The organism is Streptomyces sp. NPDC041129, from assembly GCF_055592265.1.
The window spans coordinates 1,415,762-1,439,513 of record NZ_JBVIYV010000001.1 but is presented as its reverse complement, the minus strand read 5'-3'; the positions used below and the strand labels follow the sequence as shown (position 1 = coordinate 1,439,513).

Annotated in this window: 22 protein-coding genes and 2 tRNA genes; 12 read left to right on the top strand and 12 right to left on the bottom strand. The window is 70.4% G+C overall.

The window, feature by feature from the left end:
* Positions 1-93: 93 nt before the first annotated feature.
* Positions 94-756: a mycothiol-dependent nitroreductase Rv2466c family protein gene (locus ACZ6B1_RS06275; RefSeq protein ID WP_468775437.1), complete on the top strand. Its 663-nt coding sequence runs from the start codon at positions 94-96 to the stop codon at positions 754-756.
* 108 nt (positions 757-864) lie between these two features.
* On the opposite strand, the gene ACZ6B1_RS06270 is transcribed toward ACZ6B1_RS06275, so the two are convergent.
* The 8 genes from ACZ6B1_RS06270 to ACZ6B1_RS06235 all read right to left on the bottom strand — a co-directional run bounded on the left by ACZ6B1_RS06270 (position 865) and on the right by ACZ6B1_RS06235 (position 9,453).
* Complete coding sequence (locus ACZ6B1_RS06270; RefSeq protein ID WP_468775435.1) at positions 865-1,512, bottom strand: superoxide dismutase; 648 nt, start codon at positions 1,510-1,512, stop codon at positions 865-867.
* A 132-nt stretch (positions 1,513-1,644) separates the two neighbouring features.
* Entirely contained in the window at positions 1,645-3,027 is a 1,383-nt protein-coding gene (locus tag ACZ6B1_RS06265) for an amino acid permease (RefSeq protein WP_468775433.1), read from the bottom strand.
* Between the two features lie 119 nt (positions 3,028-3,146).
* On the bottom strand, positions 3,147-4,037 hold the full coding sequence (locus ACZ6B1_RS06260) for a TauD/TfdA dioxygenase family protein (RefSeq protein ID WP_468775431.1): 891 nt from the start codon (positions 4,035-4,037) through the stop codon (positions 3,147-3,149).
* Between the two features lie 14 nt (positions 4,038-4,051).
* Positions 4,052-5,389 carry an LLM class flavin-dependent oxidoreductase gene (locus tag ACZ6B1_RS06255; protein ID WP_468775430.1) on the bottom strand — a complete coding sequence of 446 codons (1,338 nt, stop codon included), beginning with the start codon at positions 5,387-5,389 and terminating at the stop codon, positions 4,052-4,054.
* Entirely contained in the window at positions 5,386-6,120 is a 735-nt protein-coding gene (locus tag ACZ6B1_RS06250) for an ABC transporter ATP-binding protein (RefSeq protein ID WP_468775428.1), read from the bottom strand. Before ACZ6B1_RS06250 ends, ACZ6B1_RS06255 begins: the two co-directional genes overlap by 4 nt.
* Positions 6,096-6,947, bottom strand: a complete 852-nt coding sequence (locus tag ACZ6B1_RS06245) for an ABC transporter permease (protein ID WP_468775426.1) — start codon at positions 6,945-6,947, stop codon at positions 6,096-6,098. Before ACZ6B1_RS06245 ends, ACZ6B1_RS06250 begins: the two co-directional genes overlap by 25 nt.
* Positions 6,944-8,011, bottom strand: a complete 1,068-nt coding sequence (locus ACZ6B1_RS06240; protein WP_468775424.1) for an ABC transporter substrate-binding protein — start codon at positions 8,009-8,011, stop codon at positions 6,944-6,946. Before ACZ6B1_RS06240 ends, ACZ6B1_RS06245 begins: the two co-directional genes overlap by 4 nt.
* 251 nt (positions 8,012-8,262) lie before the next feature.
* Positions 8,263-9,453 (bottom strand): ROK family protein, encoded by a 1,191-nt coding sequence (locus tag ACZ6B1_RS06235; RefSeq protein ID WP_468775422.1) that lies wholly within the window; start codon positions 9,451-9,453, stop codon positions 8,263-8,265.
* Between the two features lie 422 nt (positions 9,454-9,875).
* On the opposite strand from ACZ6B1_RS06235, the gene ACZ6B1_RS06230 reads away from it, so the two are divergent.
* Positions 9,876-10,457: a biotin transporter BioY gene (locus ACZ6B1_RS06230; RefSeq protein ID WP_468775420.1), complete on the top strand. Its 582-nt coding sequence runs from the start codon at positions 9,876-9,878 to the stop codon at positions 10,455-10,457.
* A gap of 108 nt (positions 10,458-10,565) precedes the next feature.
* On the opposite strand, the gene ACZ6B1_RS06225 is transcribed toward ACZ6B1_RS06230, so the two are convergent.
* A complete protein-coding gene (locus ACZ6B1_RS06225; protein WP_468775418.1) occupies positions 10,566-11,990 on the bottom strand; it encodes an amino acid permease in 1,425 nt (474 codons plus the stop codon).
* A gap of 203 nt (positions 11,991-12,193) precedes the next feature.
* Between ACZ6B1_RS06225 and ACZ6B1_RS06220 the strand changes: the two genes are divergently transcribed.
* Together ACZ6B1_RS06220 and ACZ6B1_RS06215 are read left to right on the top strand one after the other, a co-directional pair.
* Positions 12,194-12,679, top strand: a complete 486-nt coding sequence (locus tag ACZ6B1_RS06220; RefSeq protein ID WP_359544545.1) for a ribose-5-phosphate isomerase — start codon at positions 12,194-12,196, stop codon at positions 12,677-12,679.
* Between the two features lie 94 nt (positions 12,680-12,773).
* The gene (locus ACZ6B1_RS06215) at positions 12,774-13,583 is read left to right on the top strand and encodes an Fpg/Nei family DNA glycosylase (protein ID WP_468775416.1); all 810 of its coding nucleotides are present in this window, start codon (positions 12,774-12,776) and stop codon (positions 13,581-13,583) included.
* A 34-nt stretch (positions 13,584-13,617) separates the two neighbouring features.
* Here ACZ6B1_RS06215 and ACZ6B1_RS06210 read toward each other — a convergent pair whose 3' ends face one another.
* On the bottom strand, positions 13,618-14,859 hold the full coding sequence (locus ACZ6B1_RS06210; RefSeq protein ID WP_468775414.1) for a GNAT family N-acetyltransferase: 1,242 nt from the start codon (positions 14,857-14,859) through the stop codon (positions 13,618-13,620).
* A 175-nt stretch (positions 14,860-15,034) separates the two neighbouring features.
* On the opposite strand from ACZ6B1_RS06210, the gene ACZ6B1_RS06205 reads away from it, so the two are divergent.
* Positions 15,035-16,207, top strand: a complete 1,173-nt coding sequence (locus tag ACZ6B1_RS06205; protein ID WP_468775412.1) for a SpoIIE family protein phosphatase — start codon at positions 15,035-15,037, stop codon at positions 16,205-16,207.
* A 41-nt stretch (positions 16,208-16,248) separates the two neighbouring features.
* On the top strand, positions 16,249-16,716 hold the full coding sequence (locus tag ACZ6B1_RS06200; protein ID WP_468775410.1) for an HD domain-containing protein: 468 nt from the start codon (positions 16,249-16,251) through the stop codon (positions 16,714-16,716).
* Between the two features lie 10 nt (positions 16,717-16,726).
* Here ACZ6B1_RS06200 and ACZ6B1_RS06195 read toward each other — a convergent pair whose 3' ends face one another.
* The gene (locus ACZ6B1_RS06195; RefSeq protein ID WP_468775408.1) at positions 16,727-17,821 is read right to left on the bottom strand and encodes an acyltransferase family protein; all 1,095 of its coding nucleotides are present in this window, start codon (positions 17,819-17,821) and stop codon (positions 16,727-16,729) included.
* 535 nt (positions 17,822-18,356) lie between these two features.
* Between ACZ6B1_RS06195 and ACZ6B1_RS06190 the strand changes: the two genes are divergently transcribed.
* Positions 18,357-18,551 carry a hypothetical protein gene (locus tag ACZ6B1_RS06190; RefSeq protein ID WP_136325240.1) on the top strand — a complete coding sequence of 65 codons (195 nt, stop codon included), beginning with the start codon at positions 18,357-18,359 and terminating at the stop codon, positions 18,549-18,551.
* 192 nt (positions 18,552-18,743) lie between these two features.
* Here the strand turns inward: ACZ6B1_RS06190 and ACZ6B1_RS06185 are convergent.
* Positions 18,744-18,817 (bottom strand) — tRNA-Gly (locus ACZ6B1_RS06185).
* Between the two features lie 162 nt (positions 18,818-18,979).
* Between ACZ6B1_RS06185 and ACZ6B1_RS06180 the strand changes: the two genes are divergently transcribed.
* The 5 genes from ACZ6B1_RS06180 (at position 18,980) to clpX (ending at position 23,694) form a co-directional block, all read left to right on the top strand.
* A tRNA-Pro gene (locus ACZ6B1_RS06180) sits at positions 18,980-19,056 on the top strand.
* 179 nt (positions 19,057-19,235) lie between these two features.
* Positions 19,236-20,606 carry a trigger factor gene (gene tig / locus ACZ6B1_RS06175; RefSeq protein WP_468775405.1) on the top strand — a complete coding sequence of 457 codons (1,371 nt, stop codon included), beginning with the start codon at positions 19,236-19,238 and terminating at the stop codon, positions 20,604-20,606.
* A 288-nt stretch (positions 20,607-20,894) separates the two neighbouring features.
* Positions 20,895-21,500, top strand: coding sequence for an ATP-dependent Clp protease proteolytic subunit (locus tag ACZ6B1_RS06170; protein ID WP_199213517.1), 606 nt, complete (start codon positions 20,895-20,897; stop codon positions 21,498-21,500).
* Between the two features lie 70 nt (positions 21,501-21,570).
* Positions 21,571-22,236, top strand: coding sequence for an ATP-dependent Clp protease proteolytic subunit (locus ACZ6B1_RS06165; RefSeq protein WP_468775404.1), 666 nt, complete (start codon positions 21,571-21,573; stop codon positions 22,234-22,236).
* A gap of 171 nt (positions 22,237-22,407) precedes the next feature.
* Positions 22,408-23,694 carry an ATP-dependent Clp protease ATP-binding subunit ClpX gene (gene clpX, locus ACZ6B1_RS06160; protein ID WP_468775403.1) on the top strand — a complete coding sequence of 429 codons (1,287 nt, stop codon included), beginning with the start codon at positions 22,408-22,410 and terminating at the stop codon, positions 23,692-23,694.
* Positions 23,695-23,752 lie beyond the last annotated feature (58 nt).

The following is a 23,752-nucleotide window of genomic DNA, read 5'->3' as shown; positions in this document are numbered from 1 at the left end:
CACATCAGGGAAACCCCTCGACGCGGCCCGGGGCGGGAATGGCGGGAGCGGCGGGGCTGTTGCCGCTTCAAAAGACCTTCGCTGAGGAGAAGCATGTCCGAGACCGCGACCCCCTCCGGCAAGACCCCCGTGGACTTCTGGTTCGACCCGCTGTGCCCCTGGGCCTGGATGACCTCCCGCTGGGTGCTGGAGGTCGAGAAGGTCCGGGACATCGAGGTCAGGTGGCACATCATGAGCCTCGCCGTCCTCAACGAGAACCGGCTGGACGAGCTGCCCGAGGAATACCGGGACATGCTCGCCACCAAGGCCTGGCAGCCGGTGCGCGTGGTGACCGCCGCCTGGCAGAAGCACGGTGCGGACATCCTCGGCCCGCTCTACACGGCGCTCGGCACCCGCATCCACAACAACGGCGAGGGCCCCACCGTGGAGGCCGTCGCGGGCGCGCTCGCGGACGTCGGCCTGCCGGCCGACCTGATCGAGTACGCCGAGCAGCAGGACTTCGAGTTCGACGCCGAGCTGCGCGCCTCCCACAAGGAGGGCATCGAGAAGGTCGGCCAGGACGTCGGCACCCCGGTCATCGCGGTGCCGGGCCCCGACGGCGAGCAGATCGCCTTCTTCGGCCCGGTCGTCACCCCCGCCCCCAAGGGCGAGGAGGCGGCCCGTCTGTGGGACGGCACCCTCGCGGTCGCCTCCGTCCCCGGCTTCTACGAGATCAAGCGGACCCGCACCAAGGGCCCGGACTTCAGCAACCTGTAGAGCCCGCGCACAGCAGGAGGGCCCCCGCGAGTCACGTCCTCGCGGGGGCCCTCCCTCATCCGCCTGCCGCCGTGAAGGGTGAGAAGACGATCACGAGGCAGGACGTTCTCAGGGGGTGAGCAGCAGCACGTCCGCGCGGGACCTGGCGGCCTCCAGGCGCCGGGCCACGTCCTGCCAGTTCACCACCTGCCACATGGCCTCGACGAAGTCCACCTTCTGGTTGCGGTACTGCAGGTAGAAGGCGTGCTCCCAGGCGTCGAAGACGAGGATCGGGGTCGATCCCTGGCCGACGTTGCCCTGGTGGTCGTAGACCTGCTCCACGATCAGCCGGCCGCTCAGCGGCTCGTACGCCAGCACGCCCCAGCCCGAACCCTGGGTGGTGGCGGCTGCCTTGGAGAGCTGGGCCCGGAAGGCGGCGAAGGAGCCGAACGACTCCTTGATCGCCTCGGCAAGCTCGCCCAGGCCGTCGGCCGCCAGCGGTTCGCCGCCGCCGTCCTTCGGGCCCGTCATGTTCTGCCAGTAGATCGAGTGCAGGATGTGCCCGGAGAGGTGGAAGGCCAGGTTCTTCTCCAGGCCGTTGACGCCGCCCCACGCCTCCTTCTCCCGCGCCTCGGCGAGCTGCTCCAGGGTGTCGTTGGCGCCCTTCACGTAGGCCGCGTGGTGCTTGTCGTGGTGCAGCTCGATGATCTCGGGGCTGATCACGGGCGCGAGCGCCGAGTAGTCGTAGGGCAGGTCGGGCAGCGAGTACACGGGCATGGGCGGGTTCCCCTCCGAACCTTATTGCAAGTCTCTTGCAACTACACGTTAGCAATAACAACGCGGGGCAACGCGAAGGCCCCCGCGTGTCGCACGCGGGGGCCTTCGGGTCGGAAGCGGGGCGGGGGCGGGTCAGCTCCTGGCGCGGGCCCGCTGCCAGGCATAGCCCACGGCCGCGAGGAACAGCGTCATGCCGCCGGTCGACAGCAGCTGCAGCCGGGTGTCCGGCTCCCGGGCCATGAGGACGAAGATCGCCGCCATGCCGGCCAGGGCGATCCAGGTGAGGTACGGGAACGCCCACATCCGCACGACGAGCTTCTCGGGCGCCTCCCGCTCGATACGGCGGCGCAGCAGGAGCTGGGAGACCGCGATGAAGATCCAGACGACCAGGATCACCGCGCCGATCATGTTCAGCAGCCAGGCGAAGACGTCGTCCGGCCGCCAGTAGCTGAGCAGCACGCACCCGAAGCCGACGACCGACGATACGAGGACGGCGATCCGCGGCACCCCGCCGGAGACCTTCGCCAGCACCTTCGGGCCCTGGCCGCGCTCGACCAGCGAGTAGGCGATGCGCGAGGAGCCGTAGATGTTGGCGTTCATCGCCGACAGCAGGGCCACCAGGATGACCACGTTCATCACCTGGTCGGCGCCGGGGAGGCCGATCTGCCGCAGGGCGGCGACGTACGGGCCGTCCGTCACGACCGACTTCGCGTTCCACGGGACCAAGGTGACGATGACCGCCATCGAGCCGATGTAGAACAGGGCGATCCGCCACATCGCGGTGCGCACGGCGCTCGCCACGCCCTTGACCGGGTCCTGCGACTCGGCCGCCGCGATGGTGACCGTCTCCAGGCCGCCGTAGGCGAAGACCGAGGCCAGCAGGCCGACCACCAGGCCCTCGCTGCCGTTCGGCAGGAAGTCGCCGAGGTGGGAGGTGCCGGGGGAGTGGGTGCCGGGCAGGACGCCCGCGATGGCCAGCCCGCCGAGGACCAGGAACAGGCTGATCGCGCCGACCTTCAGCGCCGCGAACCAGAACTCGAACTCGCCGAAGTTCTTCACCGCCGCGAGGTTCGCACCGCAGAACACCAGCATGAACAGGGCCACCCAGGGCCACTGCGGGGTGTGCGGCAGCCAGCCCTGCACGATGTTCGCGGCGCCGATGCCCTCCAGGCCCACCGCGGTGCACAGCAGCACCCAGAAGGACCAGCCGGCGGCGAACCCGGCCCACGGGCCGATGGCCCGCTCGGCGTGGGCGGAGAACGATCCCGAGGACGGGTAGGCGGCCGACATCTCGCCGAGCATCCGCATCACCAGCATCACCAGCACGCCGGAGACGGCGTACGCGACGACGATGGAGGGTCCGGCGGCCGCGATACCGGCGCCGGAGCCGACGAACAGTCCGGCGCCGATCACTCCGCCGAGGGCGATCATCGACAGGTGGCGCTGCTTGAGACCGTGGGAGAGGGAGTCGCCGGACCGCTGCCGCGGTGGCGTCTCGAGGGTGCTGTGGGGCATGGGCGCGGCTCGTCCAGTCATCGGCGGGCAAAAACCCGGCCAGTCTGGGCGGCCCGTTCGCTCACGCGAAGAGACCGCCCAGCATCCGGACACGCGCTGCACGAAGGGTGAGACTCCGGTTACGCGGCGACGGGGGTGTAGTGCGAGGCGTCGCCCTCGATCGAGTAGCTCTCCTTGCCCTCGATGCCGACGGGGATGTCACCGGCGGCGGTCACCCGGTGCAGCCGGCGCGGCTGCCCGTCGTAGTTGTCGATGGCGTAGTGCTGGGTGATGCGGTTGTCGAAGAGCACGAGCTGGTTCGGCGACCAGCGGTGGCGCAGCACGTTCTCCGGGCGGGTGACGTACGCCTGCAGCAGGTCGAGGATCTTGCGGGACTCGCCCACCGAGAGGCCCACGATCCGCTGCGCGAACCCGCCGATGAACAGCCCACGCTCACCGGTCAGCGGGTGCACGCGGACCACAGGGTGGGCGGTGCGGTACTTGATGGAGGTGAACTGGGCGCGCTGGGCGGCCTTGTCCTCGTCGATCGACTCGTCCGGCACCGCGTAGTCGTAGTCGTTGGTGTGCTCGGCCCACAGGGTGTCGGCGAGCCGGCGCAGCGGCTCGGGCAGGTCGCGGTACGCGCCCGCCGTGTTGGCGATCAGGGTCTCGCCGCCGTACGGCGGGACGGTGATCGAGCGCAGGGTGCTGGCCTGCGGCGGGTTCAGGACGAAGGTGACGTCGGTGTGCCAGTGGTTGGCGCGGCCCCGCTCGCTGTCCACGGGCAGCACGTTCGGGGAGCCGTCGACGGCGCCCACCGTCGGATGGGCGGTGGTGAGGTCGCCGAGGTGGCGGACGAAGGCCTGCTGGCCGGCGTCGTCCAGGTGCACGTCGTCGAAGACGAGCGCCTTGTGGGCGTTCAGCGCCTCGCGGATGCCGGCGACCTCCTCGGCGGCGAGCGGCCGGGAGATGTCGACGCCGGAGACCCGGGCGCCGATGCGAGCGGTGACCTTGGTGATCTCGAGGGACATGTGCGGTGGTCCTTTCAGACGAGGGCGGGCGTGAGGTACTGGTTGGCGGGCCGGGGCAGTCCGTAGCGCTCCCGCAGGGTTTGCCGGGAGCCGTAGTCGGTGCGCAGCAGGCCGCGCTCGCGCAGGATCGGCACGACGTGCTCGACGAAGGCCTCCAGACCGGAGGGCAGCACGGCGGGCATGATGTTGAAGCCGTCGGCGGCGCCCTGGGTGAACCAGGTCTCGATCTGGCCGGCGACCTGCTCGGGCGTCCCGGCGAAGGTGAGGTGCCCGCGTCCGCCCCCGAGCCGTCCGATGAGCTGGCGTACGGTCAGCCGCTCGCGCCGGGCCAGCTCCACCACGAGGGTGTAGCGGCTCTTGGCGCCCTCGATGGCGGACTCCGGCGGCAGGTCCTCGGGCAGGTGCCGGTCCAGGTCGAGGGTGCCGGGCTCCAGGTGCAGCAGGTTCTCCAGCCTCGCCCGGCCGTGCTCGGGGACGATGTGGTCCTCGAGCACCTGCTCGCCGGCCCGCGCCTCGGCCTCGGTCGAGCCGAGCACCGGGACGATGCCGGGCAGTACCTTGATGTGCCCGGGGTCCCGGCCCGCCCCGGCCGTACGGGACTTGAGGTCGGCGTAGAAGGCCTGGGCGTCCGCGAGGGTCTGCTGGGCGGTGAACACCGCCTCCGCGTACCGGGCGGCGAAGTCCTTGCCGTCCTCGGAGGAGCCGGCCTGCACCAGCAGCGGGTAGCCCTGCGGGGACCGCGGCACGTTGAGGGCGCCCTCGACGCCGAAGTACGTCCCCTTGTGCCGGGGCGGGTGGATCTTGCTGTCGTCGCCCCAGACGCCGGCCGTCTTGTCGGCGACGATCGCGTCGTCCTCCCAGCTGTCCCAGAGCTTGAGGGACACGTCGAGGAACTCGGCCGCGCGGGCGTACCGCTCGGCGTGCGCGGGTTCGGCGTCCAGACCGAAGTTGCGGGCGGCCTCCCGGCCCGCCGTGGTGACGATGTTCCAGCCGGCCCGGCCGCCGCTGACGATGTCCAGGGAGGCGAACCTGCGGGCCAGGTTGTAGGGGGAGTTGTAGGAGGTGGAGGCGGTGGCGATCAGCCCGATGTGCTCGGTGGCCGTCGCCAGCGCGGTGAGCAGGGTGAGCGGTTCCAGGGCGCCGGCCGGGCGCTGGGCGAGGTTGCTCCACAGCTGCGGGCCGTCGGCGAGGAAGAGCGAGTCGAAGGTGCCGCGCTCGGCGATCCGGGCCAGCCGCACGTAGTGGGCGAGGTCGACGTGCGCGTACGGGTCGCTCTCCGGCAGTCGCCACGACGCCTCGTGGTGGCCGGTGTTCATCAGGAAGGCGTTGAGGTGAAGCTGTCTCGTGGTCACTCGTGGTCCTCCGTGACACCGAGCGCGGCCAGCAGCCGCTCGCGGTACTCGCCCAGCACCGGCTCCCGGTAGGAGCGCGGGTGGGGACGGTCGATGGTCAGGTCGAGGCCGATCCGGCCCCGGTCCAGGACGAGGACCCGGTCGGCGAGCACGATCGCCTCGTCCACGTCGTGGGTGACGAGCAGCACCGAGGGCCGGTGCCGCTTCCACAGTTCGCGCAGCAGGTTGTGCATCCGGATCCGGGTCAGCGCGTCCAGCGCCCCGAACGGCTCGTCCGCCAGCAGCAGTTCCGGCTCGCGGACCAGCGAGCGGGCGAGGGCGGCCCGCTGGGCCTCGCCACCGGACAGCTCGCCCGGCCAGGCCCGCTCACGGCCGCCGAGGCCCACCTCCTCAAGGGCGGCCCGGCCGCGCTCTTCCGCGTCCTTGCCCTCGGTGCCGAGCAGGACGTTGTCCAGCACCCGGGCCCAGGGCAGCAGCCGGGAGTCCTGGAAGACCACCGACACCCGCTCCGGGGCGCTGAGCTGTCCGCTGCCCGCCACTCCGTGATCGAGTCCGGCGACGGCCCGCAGCAGGGTCGACTTGCCCGAACCGCTGTGCCCGAGCAGGGCCGTGAACTGGCCGGCGGGCAGATCGAGATCGATGCCGTCGAGGACGGTCCGGCCGCCGAACGACCGGGTCAGGCCACGCAGTCGTACCGCGGGCCGGGTCAGCTGCTCAGTGTGCGGCGCCACGACAGCACCCTCCGTTCGATGAGACGGACCACGCTGTCGGAGATCAGGCCGAAGACGCCGTAGATCAGCAGGCCGACCAGGATGACGTCGCTCTGGCCGTAGTTCTGCGCCTGGAACATCATGTAGCCGAGGCCGCTGGTGGCGTTGATCTGCTCCAGGACCACCAGGCCCAGCCAGGAGCCGGTGACGCCGAGCCGGAGACCCACGAAGAATCCGGGCAGCGCCCCGGGTATCACCACCCGCCGGACGAAGGCGAACCTGGACAGGCCCTGCACCTCCGCGAGTTCGACGAACCGGGTGTCGATACCGGACAGCGCGGAGTGCGTGTTCAGGTAGATGGGGATGTAGACGACGATCGCGATGATGGCGATCTTGAAGGTCTCGCCGATGCCCAGCCAGAGGATGAACAGCGGGATCAGACCGAGGGTCGGGATCGCCCGGTTGAGCTGCACCGTCCCGTCGATCAGCGCCTCCCCGGCCCGGCTGAGCCCGGAGACCAGCGCGAGCAGCACACCCGCGGTCAGCCCGATCGCGAAGCCGTAGGCGGCCCGCCTGAGCGAGGTGAGCACGTCCGTGGGGAGCGTGCCGTCGGTCCACAGGTGGCCGGCGGTCCTCAGCACCGTCCAGGGCGCCGGTATCGCGCCCGGGTCGAGCGCGCCCGCCGCCGAGGCGACGGCCCACAGGGCGACGACGGCGAGCGGGCCGGCGAGCCGGGCGGCGGGCAGCCGGCGCCCGGGGGAGAGCCGCCGGCGCCGGCGGACCTGGGGCAGTTCCTCAGCGGCGGCCGGTGCCGCCACGGCGGTCGTGGTCGTGGTCACGGCGCTCACCTCCGGTACTCCGCCGGTACGGCCCTGGCGGCGATGGCCTCGAAGCGGTGGTCGAAGAGCGAGGAGACGTCGAACCTCTTCACGAACCCGCCCTCGGCGAGCAGATCGGCCGTCTCCTGCTCCCACCTGATCGCCTCGTCCCAGCTCGGCGGGAACAGCGGCTTGTTGGCGAGCGCGGTGATGGACTTCGCCTGGTCGAGGGTCAGGTTCTGCGTCTTGACGTAGAACTCCTCGTTCCACACGTCCGGGTGCTCGTACTGCCACACCTGGCCCCGGGCCCAGTGCGGGATGTACGCGGCGACCGCGGCGGCCTTCGCCGGGTCGGCGAGCACGGACCGCGGCGCCCACAGCAGGTTGAGCAGGTCGACGACGTCGGTCTTGATGACGCGGGCGCCCTTGCTCCCGTACTGCTTGAGATAGGCGGGCGCCTGGCTGTTGCTGAGCGGGGCCACGTCGACCTGGCCGGACTGCAGGGCGGTCAGGAACTGGTTGCTGGTCAGCGGGACCAGCGTCACCTGGTCGTACTTCAGGCCCGCCTTCTTCAGCGCCCGCAGCAGCACGACGCCCTGGGCCTGGCCCTGCGAGAAGGCGAGCTTCCGGCCGCGGAAGTCCTCGGTCGTGCGGATGTCGCTGCCGGGCTTGGTGGCGAAGAGGTAGTTGGGCTTGCGGGTCACGTTGATCGCCACGATCCGCGCGTCGAAGCCCTGGTAGTGCGCCTGGATCGGCGGGATGCCCGCGTTGTTGGCGAGGTCGAGGGACTTGGCGCGGAAGGCGTTGATGACGTCCGGGCCGGCCCCGATGTTGAGCCAGTCGGACACCTTGAACGGCAGCGCGGGCAGCTTGGCCAGCTTGAACTGGAGCTGCTGGACGTTCTGGTAGGAGGAGATCTTCAGGCTGGTGCCGGCCGGGACCTTGGCGGCGAGGGGGCGGGTGAGGGCGCCCTCGGTGTCGGCGGCGGCACTGCCGCCCGCGCAGCCGCTGAGACCCGCGACGGCGGCGGACGCGCCGAGCAGGGAGGTCAGGAACAGGCGGCGGTCGAGACCGGTGACAGGCGGAGCAGACATGGGAGGACTCCCTGGGTACGCAAAGCGGAAAGGCAAGCCGGAAGGCAGCCGGAATTCCCGGCGGAAAGCCGGAAGAAAAGCTCATCGGAGAGCTTGGGGAAAGAGAACTCACGCAGACGGAAACACGCGCTTCATGCGCGGCAACATGTCAGCAACAGAGGGTGCGACAGCTCGTGAGCGGGTTCATGACCAGCATGTTCGCCGCCATCGCCGCCCCCTGTCAACATTCCGAGTTTCTGAATTAAATAGCCTCAGGTGAACGCGCCCAGCGGATCCCGGAACAGCACGTCCAGCATCACCGAGCCGCCCGCCACCGCGAGCACCGAATCAGGGAAGCTCGTCGGCACCACGGCCGCCGCGCGTCGTTTCCCGGCCGCCTCGCGCAGCGCGGTCAGGCAGTCGTCGAAGCGCATCGTGCCCACCTCGGTCACCACGACCGTCTCCGGGTTGAGCACGTCCAGCAGCAGCCCGGCCGCCCGCCCCGTCGCCCGCGCCCGCTCCACCAGCAGCCGCCGGGCCACCGCGTCACCGGCCGCCGCCGCGGCCACCACGTGCATCGGATTGGCCGAGTCGGTCACCCCGGCCGTCCGGGCCCGCCGGCACAGCGTCCGCTCGCTCAACTCGGCCTGCAGGCAGCCGATTCGGCCGCAGACGCACGGCTCGGTGCCGCCCGGCACCGGGAAGTGGGCGATCGCACCGGCCTGCGAGCGCGGCCCGTGGTGCACCTCGTCGTTGGTGGCGAACGCCGCGTCGACCATGTTGCCGACGAACAGGTGCAGCACGCTCCGGCTGCCCCGGGCCCGCCCGAACAGCCGCTCCCCGCTCACCAGTGCCCGCGCGTGTCCGTCGACATGGACGGGCAGGCCGGTGCGGTCCTCGAGCAGCTCCCGTACCGGCACCTCGCGCCAGCCCAGCAGTTCGTGCTCGACGACGGTGCCGGACTCCCGGTCCACCCAGCCGCCGACGGCGACACCGACGCCCAGCGGGCGGCGGTCCGGCGCTCGCGCGAGCAGCGCCGCCAGCCCGTCGGCGGCGTGGGCCAGCACTCGTTCCGGGTCCGGCCGTTCGTGCTTCAGCTCGCGCCGGGCGACCACCCGGCCGCGCAGGTCGAGCAGCGCGACCGTGGTGTACGGCACGGCCACGTGCACCCCGCCGACCACGAACCGCCCGGTGTCGAGGTCGACGGGGACGTGCGGCCGGCCCACGCCGTTCGAGCGGCGCGGCTCCGCCTCCTCACGGAGCAGCCCGAGCCCGGCAAGCCGGGCGCAGTGCTCGGTCACGGCCGCGGGGGACAGCCCGGTCAGCCGGGCGACGGTGCTGCGCGCCACCGGCCCGTGCTCCAGCACGGACCGCAGCACGCCGCTGGCACTGGTGCGCCGCCGGTCGCTGTCGGCGGCGCGGGGAAAGGGGGAGACAAGGGTGGATGCCGCGGTACGGGGCATGGGGGACCGTCCTCGGGAACGGGGCCGACACGTCTCGGAGGGCGAGGGCGCGCCGGGGTGCGCCCCTACCCCGGACGGCGACAGGTGGCCGTGCCCTGCCGTCGCAGGTCGACATAGCGACGCGACGTGAAGTACCGGGCCTGGGCAACCATGCCGGAAGCGTAGGGCAGGTAGGGGGAATCCGACCAGTCCACTAGGGTTCCTTGGCGGGGTTCCACAGTTCCGCCGGCGGTCCTGCGAGTGAGCTGCGCATCCCCACCTCAGTGACCGTTGTCACGCCGTACCGGGTGTAACCGCCACCCTTTGTCGGGAGCCCACCAAGCCCTCGTTCCCCCCTTTGTCGATCGCTGACGGTGATCACCGCGAGGCCGCCGGGATAGCGTCACGGTGTCCCATCTGCCCTCGCCCCACGCGGAGTCCCCATGAGCACCGCCACCGCAACCGTCCGCCCCGGTGAAGTCCTCGCCGACCTGCTGCCCGCTTCGCGGACCCGCGACATCGCGCTGGTGCTCGGCGGCGCCGTGCTCACCGGCCTCGCGGCCCAGCTCTCGGTGCCCGTGCCCGGCTCCCCGGTGCCGGTGACCGGCCAGACCTTCGCCGCGCTGCTCGTCGGCACCGCCCTCGGCGCCCGCCGCGGCTTCCTCTCCCTCGCCCTGTACACGCTCGCGGGCGTGGCCGGCCTGCCGTGGTTCGCGGACGGCGGCTCCGGCGCGGGCGCCGTCTCCTTCGGTTACGTCCTCGGCATGCTGCTCGCCTCCGCCGCCGTCGGCGCCCTGGCCCGCCGCGGCGCCGACCGCTCCCCGCTGCGCATGGCGGGCACGATGGTCCTCGGTGAGGCGATCATCTACGCGGTCGGTGTGCCGTACCTGGCCCTGGCCGCCCACCTGTCCTTCTCCCAGGCCGTCGCCGCCGGCCTCACCCCGTTCCTGATCGGCGACGCCCTGAAGGCCGCCCTCGCCATGGGCGCGCTGCCCGCCGCCTGGAAGCTCACCGGCCGGCGCTGACGCCACGCCCCTGTGGGGGCCGCGCCCCGGCCGGGCGTACGAACGACGAAGGGGAGGGAGTCCCGATGGGACTCCCTCCCCTTCGTCATGGCGCTGGGCCGGGTGCGGTCAGCCGACGGACACCTTCTCCGCCGTGTCCTCCACGGCCGGAGCCGGCCGGCGGCCCGCGATCTTCTGCTTGATCAGAGAGGCCGCGATCACGACGGCGGCCACCAGCAGGGACAGCTCCACGGTCGTCCGCCCGCTGCTCTCACCCTCGGTGTCGGTCAGCATGTAGCCGAAGATGCCGATGATCAGCACGGCCGTCGCCCACGTCAGGTACGGGTACAGCCACATCTTCACGACGAGCTTCTCGGGCGCCTCCCGCTGGATGATCCGCCGCATGCGCAGCTGCGAGAAGCAGATCGCCAGCCACACGAACAGGGCGACCGCGCCGCTGGAGTTCAGCAGGAAGAGGAAGACCGTGTCCGGGAACTTGTAGTTGAAGAAGACGGCGGCGAAGCCGAAGAGCACGGACGCGAGGATCGCGGCCCGCGGCACACCGCGGGACGTGGTCCGCGCGAACGCCTTGGGGGCGTCACCGCGCTGGCCGAGCGAGAAGGCCATCCGGGAGGCCGTGTACAGACCGGAGTTCAGGCAGGACAGCACCGACGTCAGCACGATGAAGTTCATGACCTGGCCGGCGTGCGGGATGCCCAGGGAGCCCAGGGCGGCGACGTACGAGCCGTCCTTCGCGATGGCCGGGTCGTTCCACGGCAGCAGCGTGACGACGATCAGGATCGAGCCCAGGTAGAAGACGCCGATACGCCAGATGATGCTGTTGGTGGACTTGGTGACGGCGCGCTGCGGGTCCTCCGACTCGCCGGCCGCCAGGGTCGCGATCTCGCTGCCCATGAAGGAGAAGACGACCAGCAGCACACCCGTGAGGATCGCTCCCGGTCCGTGTGGCAGGAAGCCGCCGTGCGAGGTGAGGTTGGCGAAACTCGCCTTGTCGGTGTGCGCGCCCGGCAGCACGCCGAACACGGCCAGCAGGCCGACCACGATGAACGCGCCGATCGCCACGACCTTGATGCCGGCGAACCAGAACTCGAACTCGCCGTAGGAGCCGACCGAGACCAGGTTGGTCGCGGTCAGGACGGTCATCACGATGAGCGCCCAGCCCCATTGCGGCACGGCCGGGATCCAGCCCTCGAGGATCTTCGCGCCGGCGGTGGCCTCCACGGCCAGCACGACGACCCAGAAGAACCAGTAGAGCCAGCCGATGGAGAAACCGGCCCACGGTCCCAGCGCGCGGTCGGCGTGCGCGGAGAACGAACCGGAGGTGGGGTTGGCGGCGGACATCTCGCCGAGCATGCGCATCACCAGCACCACGAGTGTGCCGACGAGCGCGTACGACAGAAGGATGCCCGGTCCCGCGGTAGCGATACCGGTACTGGAGCCGACGAAGAGGCCGGCTCCGATGACGCCACCGATCGCGATCATCGTCAGGTGGCGGTTTTTCAGTCCTGCTTGAAGGCCCGAACCAGGGGTCATGGACGGATTTCCTTTACGCCAGGTGGAGCTGCCCGCACGAGCGGTGTACGAGCCGGTCCAGTGAATCCGAGGTGAACGGATTCAGGAACCTCTGAATCCGGATTGTTACTTGAGGTTCTCTTGAGGATCTATGGCCGGACTCACATTCCGCCGATGTCACACCCGCGGCTGCTGCCCTGAAACGGGCGTGTCACACTCGTCCCATGCGCGTGTATCTCGGCTCCGACCATGCGGGCTACGAACTCAAGAACCACCTCGTCGACTGGCTCAAGGCGGCGGGGCACGAGCCCGTCGACTGCGGGCCCCACATCTACGACGCCCAGGACGACTACCCGCCCTTCTGCCTGCGCGCGGCCGAGCGGACCGCCGCCGACCCCGACGCGCTCGGCATCGTGATCGGCGGCTCCGGCAACGGGGAGCAGATCGCCGCGAACAAGGTGAAGGGTGTGCGCGCGGCGCTGGCCTGGAGCGAGGAGACGGCCGGCCTCGGCCGCCAGCACAACGACGCCAACGTCGTCGCGGTGGGCGCGCGCATGCACAGCACGGAGGAGGCGACGAAGTTCGTCGAGGTGTTCCTCAACACCCCGTTCTCCGGTGACGAGCGTCACATCCGCCGCATCGACATGCTCGCCGCCTACGAGACGACCGGCGACCTGCCCCCGATCCCGGCCCACCACCCGCAGCAGTAGCGCCCACGAGGGCCCGGCCCGGTACCGGGCCCTCGTAGCCTCTCCACCGGCCGGGACGGGCCGGCGGGAAGCGGCAGGAAAGGACACCTCAGCCGTGCCAGAAGGGCACACCATCCACCGGCTGGCCAAGGACTACGCCGAGCGCTTCCAGGGCACCGCCCCCCGGGTGACCAGCCCCCAGGGCAAGTTCTCCGACGCGGCGGACCTGCTGGACGGTGCCCTCCTGACCGCCACCGAGGCCCACGGCAAGCACCTCTTCCTCCGGTTCCGGGACGCCGACTGGGTCCACATCCACCTCGGCCTCTTCGGCAAGGTCGCCTTCGGCCCGGCCCCCGCGCCCCCGCCCACCGACACCGTCCGGCTCCGGCTCGCCCACGACACCGCCCACGTCGACCTGCGCGGCCCCACCACCTGCGCGCTCATCACCGACGCCGAGAAGCGGGCGGTGCACGACCGCCTCGGCCCCGACCCGCTCCGCGCGGACGCCGACCCGGGCGCCGCGTACCGCAGGATCTCCCGCAGCCGTACGACCGTCGCCGCGCTGCTGATGGACCAGAAGGTCATCGCCGGTGTCGGCAACGTGTACCGGGCCGAGGTCCTCTTCCGGCACGGCATCGACCCCTACCGCGTCGGCCGGGACCTCACCCCGGCCGAGTGGGAGGCGATCTGGGCCGACCTGGTCGCGCTCATGCGCGAGGGCGTGCGGAACAACCGCATCGACACCGTCCGCCCCGAGCACACCCCCGAGGCCATGGGCCGCCCGCCCCGCGTGGACGACCACGGCGGCGAGGTGTACGTCTACCGTCGGGCCACCCGGCCCTGCCACATCTGCGGCACCGGCATCCGCACCGCCGGCCTGGCCGCCCGCAACCTCTTCTGGTGCCCCACCTGCCAGAAACCCTGACCGGAGGGGACGGGCGGGGCTCAGCCGGCCGGCGTCAGAAGCCGTGCGGCAGCCACGGCGCCACCGGCGAGCCGAACGCCACCGACGCCTCCGCCAGCGCCCCCGGCCGCAGCTCCCGCACCCGCCCGGCCGCCGCCAGCGACAGCAGCGACACCCCGCCCAGGTACGCCGTCCCCAACTCCCGTACGGACAGCTCCAGGTCGGCGGCGTCCCGGGTGCGCTCGCAGGACGCGCCCTTCGCGTCGCCGGTCAGCCGCCAACGCCCCGCGTTCCAGGGACAGAAGGCGTCCTCCACCTCGAACACGACGTCCACCGGCGTCTGGTAGGTACGGGCCGACAGCGCCGCACCGACCTCGACGAGGCGGAGATGGCACGCGTCCCGGAAGCGCGGCCGGCAGCGCCGGATGTCGGAGGCCAGGTACTGCCAGGCGTCGTCCACCGGCCGCCCGCGCACGTTCAGGGTCGTCATCAGGTCGATGTCGAACAGGAAGCGCCACAGCGCCGCGTCGGTCGCCGGGTCCAGCGCGGCCAGGTCCTCCAGCGTCACCGTGCCGTCGTGCCCGCTCGGACCCCAGCCGAGCTTGGTGCGGAACCGGGCGAACCCGGTGACCGCGCCGTCCCGCTCGGCCACCACGCACTGCAGCGCCGACGCGCCGTCCCGGTCGCTCGCCGGGTCGACGAGGCCCACCTGATCCCAGCCCGGCTGCCGGGCCAGCATCCCGGGCCTGCGGGGCACCAGCGCCGCGTACACCGCCTCGCACTCGGCCAGCACCTCGGCGGGCTGCGCGTACCGCAGCCGAACCTCCCCCGTGCCGGCGACCGGGGCCAGGTCCACCCGGCTCGTGTCGATCTCCGCGTGCAGCTGGAAGGTCGCCGCGCCGTACCCGAAGCGGCCGTAGATCGCCGGCTCGGAGGCGGTCAGCGCCGCCAGCGGCTCACCGAGCGCGCGCACGTCGTCGAGCTGGCGGCGCATCATCGAGGTCAGCACCCCGCGCCGCCGGTGCGTGGCGGCCACGCTCACCATGGTGACGCCCGCGGTGGGCACCTGGGAGCCGCCCGGCACGGTCATCCGGAAGCTGAAGGCCCCGGCCGTCCCCACGAGCGTGTCCCCGTCCCGCGCGGCCAGGGAACGGTCGAACTCGGTGACCGACCGGTCCAGTTCGCGCTCCTCCGCGGAGGCCTCACCGGCGCCGAAGGCACGGACCAGGTGGTCGAACCACCCGTCCCACTCCTCGGGGCGCAGCACTGTCAGCTCGGTCACACGCTCGGTCGCCATGAGCCATGCCTATCAGCGCGTCCCGGGACGAGCCAGCGAATTTCTCCCAGGCGGCGGCGCGACGGCCCCGAGTGCCGTTCACTGTGAAGTCGAACCGCGAAGCGGAGCCTCGCACGGGGGACAAGTGGGACCTCCCGTGCCAAGTGGCTGGTCCGATGGATAGGGTCCCGAACTGATGGCAGCAGGACGAGCGCGGCGCTCGAAGGCCGAGACGTTCACGGCCCGGTGGAAGATGCAGTGGCACCGGGTCCGCGTCGGCCTGCGCAGAAGCGCCGTGGACTACTTCCGCGGCGACGGCTCGGACTGGATCGCGCTCGTCGGCCTGTTGCTCACCATTCCCGTCCTCGCGGCCCTGACACTCGGCAACTCGGTGTGGTTCTCGCCGGGCGCGCTGGTGCTGCCGATCGTCGCGGGCGGCCTGCTGCTGCGCCCGGCCAGCCTGCTCGGCCTGTACGCCGCCGCGGCCACCGCGCTGATCGTGGAGTCGGTGCGGCTCGGCCCGTACACCGAGGGACCCTCGCGGGTCACCCCTGGCGTGGTCCTGGTGGTCGCAGCGTGCGGCTTCTTCGGGCTGCTCACCGCGCAGTTCCGCAGCCGGGTCGGCGTGCCCTGGCGGCGCGGCGGCACCATGCTGTTCGACCTGCGCGAGCGGATCCGGGTGCAGAGCACGCTGCCGAAGCTTCCGCAGGGCTGGCACCACGAGATGGCGCTGCGCCCGGCGGGCGGCCAGTCGTTCTCGGGCGACTTCGTGGTCGCGGCCCGCACCAACGGGGGCCGCACCCTCGAGGTCGTCCTCACGGACGTCTCCGGCAAGGGCATGGACGCCGCGTCGCGCGCCCTGCTGCTGTCCGGCGCCTTCGGCGGCCTGCTCGGCTCCCTGCCGCCGCACGCCTTCCTCCCGGCGGCCAACGGCTACCTGCTCCGCCAGGACTGGGACGAGGGTTTCGCCACCTCCATCCACCTGGTCCTGGACCTGGACTCCGGCGACTACGAGCTGTACTCCGCGGGGCACCCGCCGGGCCTCCAGCTCAGCGCGGGCAGCGGCCGCTGGGAGGAGAAGGCCGCCGAGGGCCCCCTGCTCGGGGTGTACGACGGCGCCCAGTTCGACTCCATGAAGGGCTCGCTGCGGCCCGGTGACGTGCTCATGCTCTTCACGGACGGCCTGGTGGAGACCTCCGACCGGGACATCGTCGAGGGCATCGACCGGCTCACCGGCGAGGCCGACCGCTATGTCGCCGGCGGCTTCCACGGCGCCGCCTGGCACCTCATCGAGGCGGTCGCCAAGGACGTCAACGACGACCGGGCCCTGCTGCTGATCTGCCGCGAGGCCACGTCGGCTCCCCGCTGACCCGGGTACCGGACGCCCCGCGCACCGGGGACACTGGGGCGATGAACGGGACGCCACTCGGCCCCGACGAGGTCGAGAACCTCGCGCGGGCCGCGCACGAAGGACAGACCGACAAGGCCGGGCGGCCGTACGCCGAGCACCTCGCGGCCGTCGCCGAAGGAGTACGGGCCCGGGGCGGGGACGCCGAGCAGATCGCGGCGGCCTGGCTGCACGACGCCGTGGAGGACGGCGCGCTGAGCGAGGAGTGGCTCGAGGGCGCCGCCCTGACGGAGCGCACCAAGGCCGTCGTGCGCGCCGTCACCAAGCGGGCCGGTGAGGAACCCGGGGCGTACGCGCGGCGCATCCTCGCCACCCCGGGCGCGCTGCTGGTGAAGGAGGCCGACCTGGCGCACAACGCCGACCCGGCCCGGCTGGCGGTCCTGGACGAACAGACCCGGAAACGACTGACCGAGAAGTACGCGCGGATGCGGGCACTTCTCGGTCTCGGCCAGGGTGGGGCCAGGTGCTGAGAGGGGAGGCCTAGGCGCTGACCTTCTCGCGCTCGCGTTCCTTCTGCTGGCGTTCGCGGGCCAGTTCGGCCGCGTCCTGCCTGAACGCCCAGGCCATCTTCGGCTCCATCGCGAACCGGAACACCCGCCGCACCGGAGAGGTGCACAGCAGCGTGACGACGGCGGCCGCGACGAGGGTGACCAGGATCTCGCCGAGCGGGCGGTGCAGCGCGGGGTGGTCGAACCAGCCCCGGTAGTCGGCGAACTTCACCAGGAAGCCGTGCAGCAGGTAGCCGTACAGGGTGCCCGCGCCCAGAGCCGTGAACCACATCCTGCGGCGCGGCACCCAGGCGAAGAAGCACGCCGTCAGCAGCAGCGAACAGCCCATCATCGCGAGCACCATCACCGGGCCGATCCACCACGGCGCGCCCAGCTCCTGCGCGGAGTCACGGTGGTAGAACCACGCCGTGTTCATGCGCGGCACCGCCCACCAGCCGAACGCGAGCGCGGCCGCGAACACCGGCACCGAGGCGATCCGCACCCAGCGCCGCCGCACCAGGTGGAAGTGCTCGGGCTTCATGCACAGGCCGAGCACGAAGTAGGGCAGGAACTGCAGCACGCGCTGGAGGTCGAGGTCGTCACCGATGTTCGGGGTGACGCTGGCCAGCATGGCGATGCCGATGGCCACCGGCAGCGGCAAGCGCACCAGCTTCCACACGGGCGTGGTGAGCCGCCAGACGAACAGGGCGACCAGGAACCAGGTCAGGTACCAGGGATCGAGGAGGCTGATCTCCTCGTCGGAGTGGTCGACTACGTTCTTGAAGAGCGGGTACGCCGTCTCGAAGAGGACGTACGGCACGGCCACACCGGTGATCAGCCGCTTCAGCCGGTCCGGGCGCATGTCGAAACTGCGGGAGAAGAAGCCGGAGATGATGATGAACGCCGGCATGTGGAAGGTGTACACGACCGTGTAGAGGGCTTCCAGGATGCGGCTGTCACCCTTCAGCGGCTCCCAGGCGTGGCCCATCGCGACCAGTGCGATGGCCAGGTACTTGGCGTTGTCGAAGAACGAGTCGCGCTGTTTGCCCGGTCTGTCCACCGCCGTCCGCCCCTTCTGTTCGGTCATCGGGGTACGCGGACCGGGCACTCCGTCGGCCGGCGGCTGTGCCGGGGGGAGTGGTCTGCGGTTCTGGCCGGGGGACGAGGCGGCTTCAAACATCTCAGGCACCCTAGCGTCGACTGTGGGATTCCGTAAAACCCCGACTGGTATTCCTGGTTATCACGTTCGGGTACCCCCTGATTTACATAACTTGCCTACCCTGTCCACGTGATGGCGGGCACGGCGGTACCCCTCGTTCGCCCATGATGTACCGATTCATCCTGACTAATTGGGGCATACGTCGCCTCTGTGTCATCAATTCGAATTACCTGCGCACATGATGTGTGGGCATGGAAACCAAGCTGCGTAATTTCCTGTGCCGCAGGTGCCGGTGTGTCCGTCGAATTATCGTGCGGCGTCTCGTGGGGACAGAGCCGGCACCCGACGTTGTGTCACGACCCGCATACAAGGGCCGGGTTGGTGGCACGATGGTTCTGGCTGGGGTTGCGCGGGGCCGCGCCCCAGGGCCGGGAGAGCGGACCGACCGAAGGTGTGATCAGTTGTGGCCATTTCACTGTCCGTGGTGCTGCTGTTGGCGATCATCCTTGTGGTGCTGATCCGAGGGGGGAGCATCAAGGCCGGCCCGGCCATCGTCGCCGTCCTCTTCGGCTTCTTCCTCGCCTCGACCGGAATGGCGCCGTCGATCAACCGCTTCATGAACTCGATAGCGGAGACGATCAACCAGATCAGCTTCTGACCCACGCCCCGCCCCCCCCGCGCCCCACCCACCCACGCCCGCCGCGCGGCCGGGGGGCATGGGGACCGGGTGCGGAGGCGAGGCGACCGCTTCGCGGAAAACGATCAGGGCTCCGCGGGTAACGATGAGGGCTCTGCGGAAAACGACCAGGGCCGGGTGGAGGAGTGATCCTCCACCCGGCCCTGAGCCGTGTGGAGCGGGCGACGGGAATCGAACCCGCGTAGCTAGTTTGGAAGACTAGGGCTCTACCATTGAGCTACGCCCGCGACAACGCGCCGCCGGTCTGCGACCGTGGCACTGCAGAGCATCGTAGCGGGTCGCCCGCCGCGGAGGCCAACGTGTTGGACTGCGGCGATGTCGTGTGCGCGGCGGCGGTGAAACCGGCCGACGGAATCGGCCGGGACATGTACCCTACGTGTCGCACCAGACGGGGTGTGGCGCAGCTTGGTAGCGCGTCCGCTTTGGGAGCGGAAGGCCGTGGGTTCAAATCCCGCCACCCCGACCACCGGCTCACGGCATCCTGATGATCGCCTTTTGGGGCGCTGACCGGCTGCGGTTACTATGTAAGCTGCGCGCCCGTGTGTCCCGGCCCACTCGGCCTACGAACTCCTCCGGGCGGCGAAATCCGCCGGACCAGTCTGGCTCCGGCAGAAACCAAGAAGTCAGCCACAAGGAGACCGAACCGTGAAGAGCGCCGTGGAGACCCTGAACCCGACCCGGGTTCGGCTCACTGTCGAGGTGCCCTTCGAGGAGCTCAAGGACAGCCTCGACGCGGCGTACAAGAAGATCAACCAGCAGGTCACGGTGAAGGGCTTCCGCAAGGGCAAGATCCCGGCCCGCGTCATCGACCAGCGGTTCGGCCGCGGTGCGGTGCTGGAGGAGGCCGTCAACGACGCGCTCCCGAAGTTCTACACCGAGGCGGTCAACGAGGCCGAGCTCAGCCCGCTGGGCCAGCCCGAGGTCGACATCACGGACCTGAAGGACGGCGAGACGCTGAACTTCACCGCCGAGGTCGACGTCCGCCCGGCCCTCGAGATCCCGGACTACTCCGGCATCGAGGTCGAGGTCGACGCCGTCGAGGTCACCGACGAGGACATCGAGAAGTCCGTCGAGCAGCTCCGTGAGCGCTTCGCCTCCACCTCCCCGGTGGAGCGCGCCGCCGAGGACGGCGACGTCGTCACCATCGACCTGCAGGCCAAGGTCGACGGCGAGGTCCTCGAGGACGGCGTCGCCGACGGCGTCTCCTACACCATCGGCTCCGGCGAGCTGCTGGACGGCATCGACGACGCCGTCAAGGGCCTGTCCGCCGGCGAGGAGGGCACCTTCACCTCCGAGCTGAAGGGCGGCTCCGCCGCGGGCAAGGAGGCCGAGGTCACCGTCAAGGTCACCCAGGTCGCCGCCCGCGAACTGCCCGAGCTGGACGACGAGTTCGCGCAGCTCGCCTCCGAGTTCGACACCCTGGACGAGCTGAAGGCCGACAGCCGCAAGCGCCTGGCCAACATGAAGCAGTACGACCAGGCCACCCAAGCCCAGGAGCGCGTCCTGGAGAAGCTCCTCGAGCTGGTCGAGGTCCCGGTCCCCGAGAAGCTGCTCGAGGACGAGATCAACACCCGCAAGCACAACCTGGAGCACCACCAGCTCGGCCAGATGGGCCTCGACCTCGACAAGTACCTGGAGATCCAGGGCAAGACCGCCGAGGAGTTCGAGACCGAGACCCGTGAGGCCGCGGTCAAGGGCATCAAGACCCAGTTCGTCCTCGACGAGCTGGTCAAGAAGGAGAACCTCAACGTCAACCAGGAGGAGCTCACCGAGCACCTCATGCGGCGTGCGGCCTCCTCCGGCATGTCCCCCGACCAGTTCGCCCAGGCCGTCGTCGAGGGCGGCCAGGTTCCGCTCCTGGTCGGCGAGGTCGCCCGCGGCAAGGCCCTGGCCGTCGTGGTCGAGGCCGCCACGGTGAAGGACACCAACGGCGAGCTCGTCGACCTGGACGACGAGGAGGAGGAGACCGAGGCCGCCGAGGCGTCGGAGACCTCCGAGGAGAACGCCGAGGGCTGAGTGCCCCCACGGCGCCTCAGAAGCGCGTAGGACGGGCCCCCGGGGAGTGTGCTTCCCGGGGGCCCGTGCCGTTCTGCCCCAGGATCCGTGCCCGCCCCCCGCGGCGCGGCCGCTACGCCCCCGGCGAACACTGTCATCTCCGGGATTCCCCGAGGGGACCTGAGCGTTAGGGTCCTTGAATACGGGGGCAGGGGAGTCTCCTGAAACCCCCAGCCAAGCCTCCGGCAGGACGACGTGAGACGGCCCGGCGCCGTCGTAAGACGAGCAGGTGGATACGTGACGAATCTGATGCCCTCCGCCGCCGGCGAGCCTTCCATCGGTGGTGGCCTCGGCGACCAGGTCTACAACCGGCTGCTCAACGAGCGGATCATCTTCCTCGGTCAGCAGGTCGACGACGACATCGCCAACAAGATCACCGCACAGCTGCTGCTCCTCGCCGCGGACCCCGACAAGGACATCTACCTCTACATCAACAGCCCGGGCGGCTCGGTGACGGCCGGCATGGCGATCTACGACACCATGCAGTTCATCCCGAACGACGTGGTCACCATCGGTATGGGCATGGCGGCCTCCATGGGCCAGTTCCTGCTCACCGGCGGCACCGCCGGCAAGCGCTTCGCCCTGCCGCACACGGACATCATGATGCACCAGGGCTCCGCGGGCCTGGGCGGTACGGTCTCGGACATCAAGATCCAGGCCCAGTACCTGCTGCGCACCAAGAAGACCATGACCGAGCTGACCGCGCTCCACTCCGGCCAGTCGGTCGAGACGATCCTCCGTGACGCCGACCGCGACCGCTGGTTCACCCCGGAAGAGGCCAAGGAGTACGGTCTCATCGACGAGATCATCAGGAACGCCTCGGGTGTTCCGGGAGGCGGCGGCACCGGTGCCTGACCGGCCCGGCCACGCCACGCACCGCCGAGACACCAGCCCCCCGAACGCCACCAGGACGGTGAACCCCCTTATGAGCAACTTCCCCGGCGCCGCCAGCGGTATGTACGAAGGGCCCCGGCCCGACAGCCGCTATGTCATCCCGCGCTTCGTCGAGCGCACCTCCCAGGGCATCCGCGAGTACGACCCGTACGCGAAGCTCTTCGAGGAGCGTGTGATCTTCCTGGGCGTCCAGATCGACGACGCCTCCGCCAACGACGTCATGGCGCAGCTCCTGTGCCTGGAGTCGATGGACCCCGACCGGGACATCTCGATCTACATCAACAGCCCCGGTGGCGACATGACGGCCCTCACGGCCATCTACGACACCATGCAGTTCGTGAAGCCGGACATCCAGACGGTGTGCATGGGCCAGGCGGCGTCCGCCGCGGCCATCCTGCTCGCCGCCGGCACCCCGGGCAAGCGCATGGCGCTGCCGAACTCGCGCGTGCTGATCCACCAGCCGGCCGGCTCCACCGGCCGAGGTCAGCTCTCCGACCTGGAGATCATCGCCAACGAGTTCACCCGAATGCGTGAGCAGCTGGAGAACATGCTGGCCAAGCACTCCAACCGGGATCTCGAGCAGGTCCGCGAGGACATCGAGCGCGACAAGATCCTCACTGCCGAGGAAGCGCTCGAGTACGGCATCGTCGACCAGATCATCTCCACCCGGAAGATGAACAACGAGGCGGTCCGCTGACCCTGGGCGGCGTACGCTCAGGCCCCCTTGGCAGGAAGCACGTCGAAGTGAACCCTGCCAAGGGGGACCCGAACACGGGGCCCGGCAAGGTACCGTCGGACATAAGGCAGCACCAGGAGCCGCTGGATTCGAAAGCGTCCAGTCGGCTCCCAGGCGAAGGGGAAGCACACCGTGGCACGCATCGGTGACGGCGGCGATCTGCTCAAGTGCTCGTTCTGCGGCAAGAGCCAGAAGCAGGTCAAGAAGCTCATCGCAGGGCCCGGTGTGTACATCTGCGACGAGTGCATCGATCTCTGCAACGAGATCATCGAGGAGGAGCTCGCGGAGACCAGCGAGGTGCGCTGGGAGGAGCTGCCCAAGCCCCGCGAGATCTACGAGTTCCTCGAGGGCTACGTGGTCGGCCAGGAGGCCGCCAAGAAGGCCCTCTCCGTCGCGGTGTACAACCACTACAAGCGGGTCCAGGCGGGCGAGAACGGCGGCGCCCAGGGCCGTGACGACGCCATCGAGCTGGCGAAGTCCAACATCCTGCTGCTCGGCCCCACGGGCTCGGGCAAGACGCTCCTCGCGCAGACCCTGGCCCGCATGCTGAACGTGCCGTTCGCGATCGCCGACGCCACGGCGCTGACCGAGGCGGGCTACGTCGGCGAGGACGTGGAGAACATCCTCCTCAAGCTGATCCAGGCCGCAGACTACGACGTCAAGAAGGCCGAGACCGGGATCATCTACATCGACGAGATCGACAAGGTGGCCCGCAAGAGCGAGAACCCGTCGATCACCCGTGACGTCTCCGGCGAGGGCGTGCAGCAGGCCCTGCTGAAGATCCTCGAGGGCACCACGGCCTCGGTCCCGCCGCAGGGCGGCCGCAAGCACCCGCACCAGGAGTTCATCCAGATCGACACGACGAACGTCCTGTTCATCGTGGGCGGTGCCTTCGCCGGCCTGGAGAAGATCATCGAGTCTCGGGCGGGCGCCAAGGGCATCGGCTTCGGCGCCACGATCCACTCCAAGCGCGAGCTGGAGGCCAAGGACCAGTTCGAGGACATCATGCCCGAGGACCTGGTCAAGTTCGGCATGATCCCCGAGTTCATCGGCCGCCTGCCGGTGATCACCTCGGTGCACAACCTGGACCGCGAGGCCCTGCTCCAGATCCTGGTCGAGCCCCGCAACGCCCTGGTCAAGCAGTACCAGCGCCTCTTCGAACTCGACGGCGTGGAGCTGGACTTCGAGCGCGAGGCCCTGGAGGCCATCGCCGACCAGGCGATCCTCCGCCAGACCGGCGCCCGCGGCCTGCGCGCCATCATGGAGGAGGTCCTCATGTCGGTGATGTACGAGGTCCCGTCCCGCAAGGACGTCGCCCGCGTGGTCATCACGGCCGACGTCGTCCACTCCAACGTCAACCCGACCCTGATCCCCCGCGACGCCCGCGGCCGGGGAACGGGCGAACAGAAGACGGCGTAGCCGCCCACGGCGGAACATACGAAGGGGCCCCGGTCGGGATGACCGGGGCCCCTTCGTA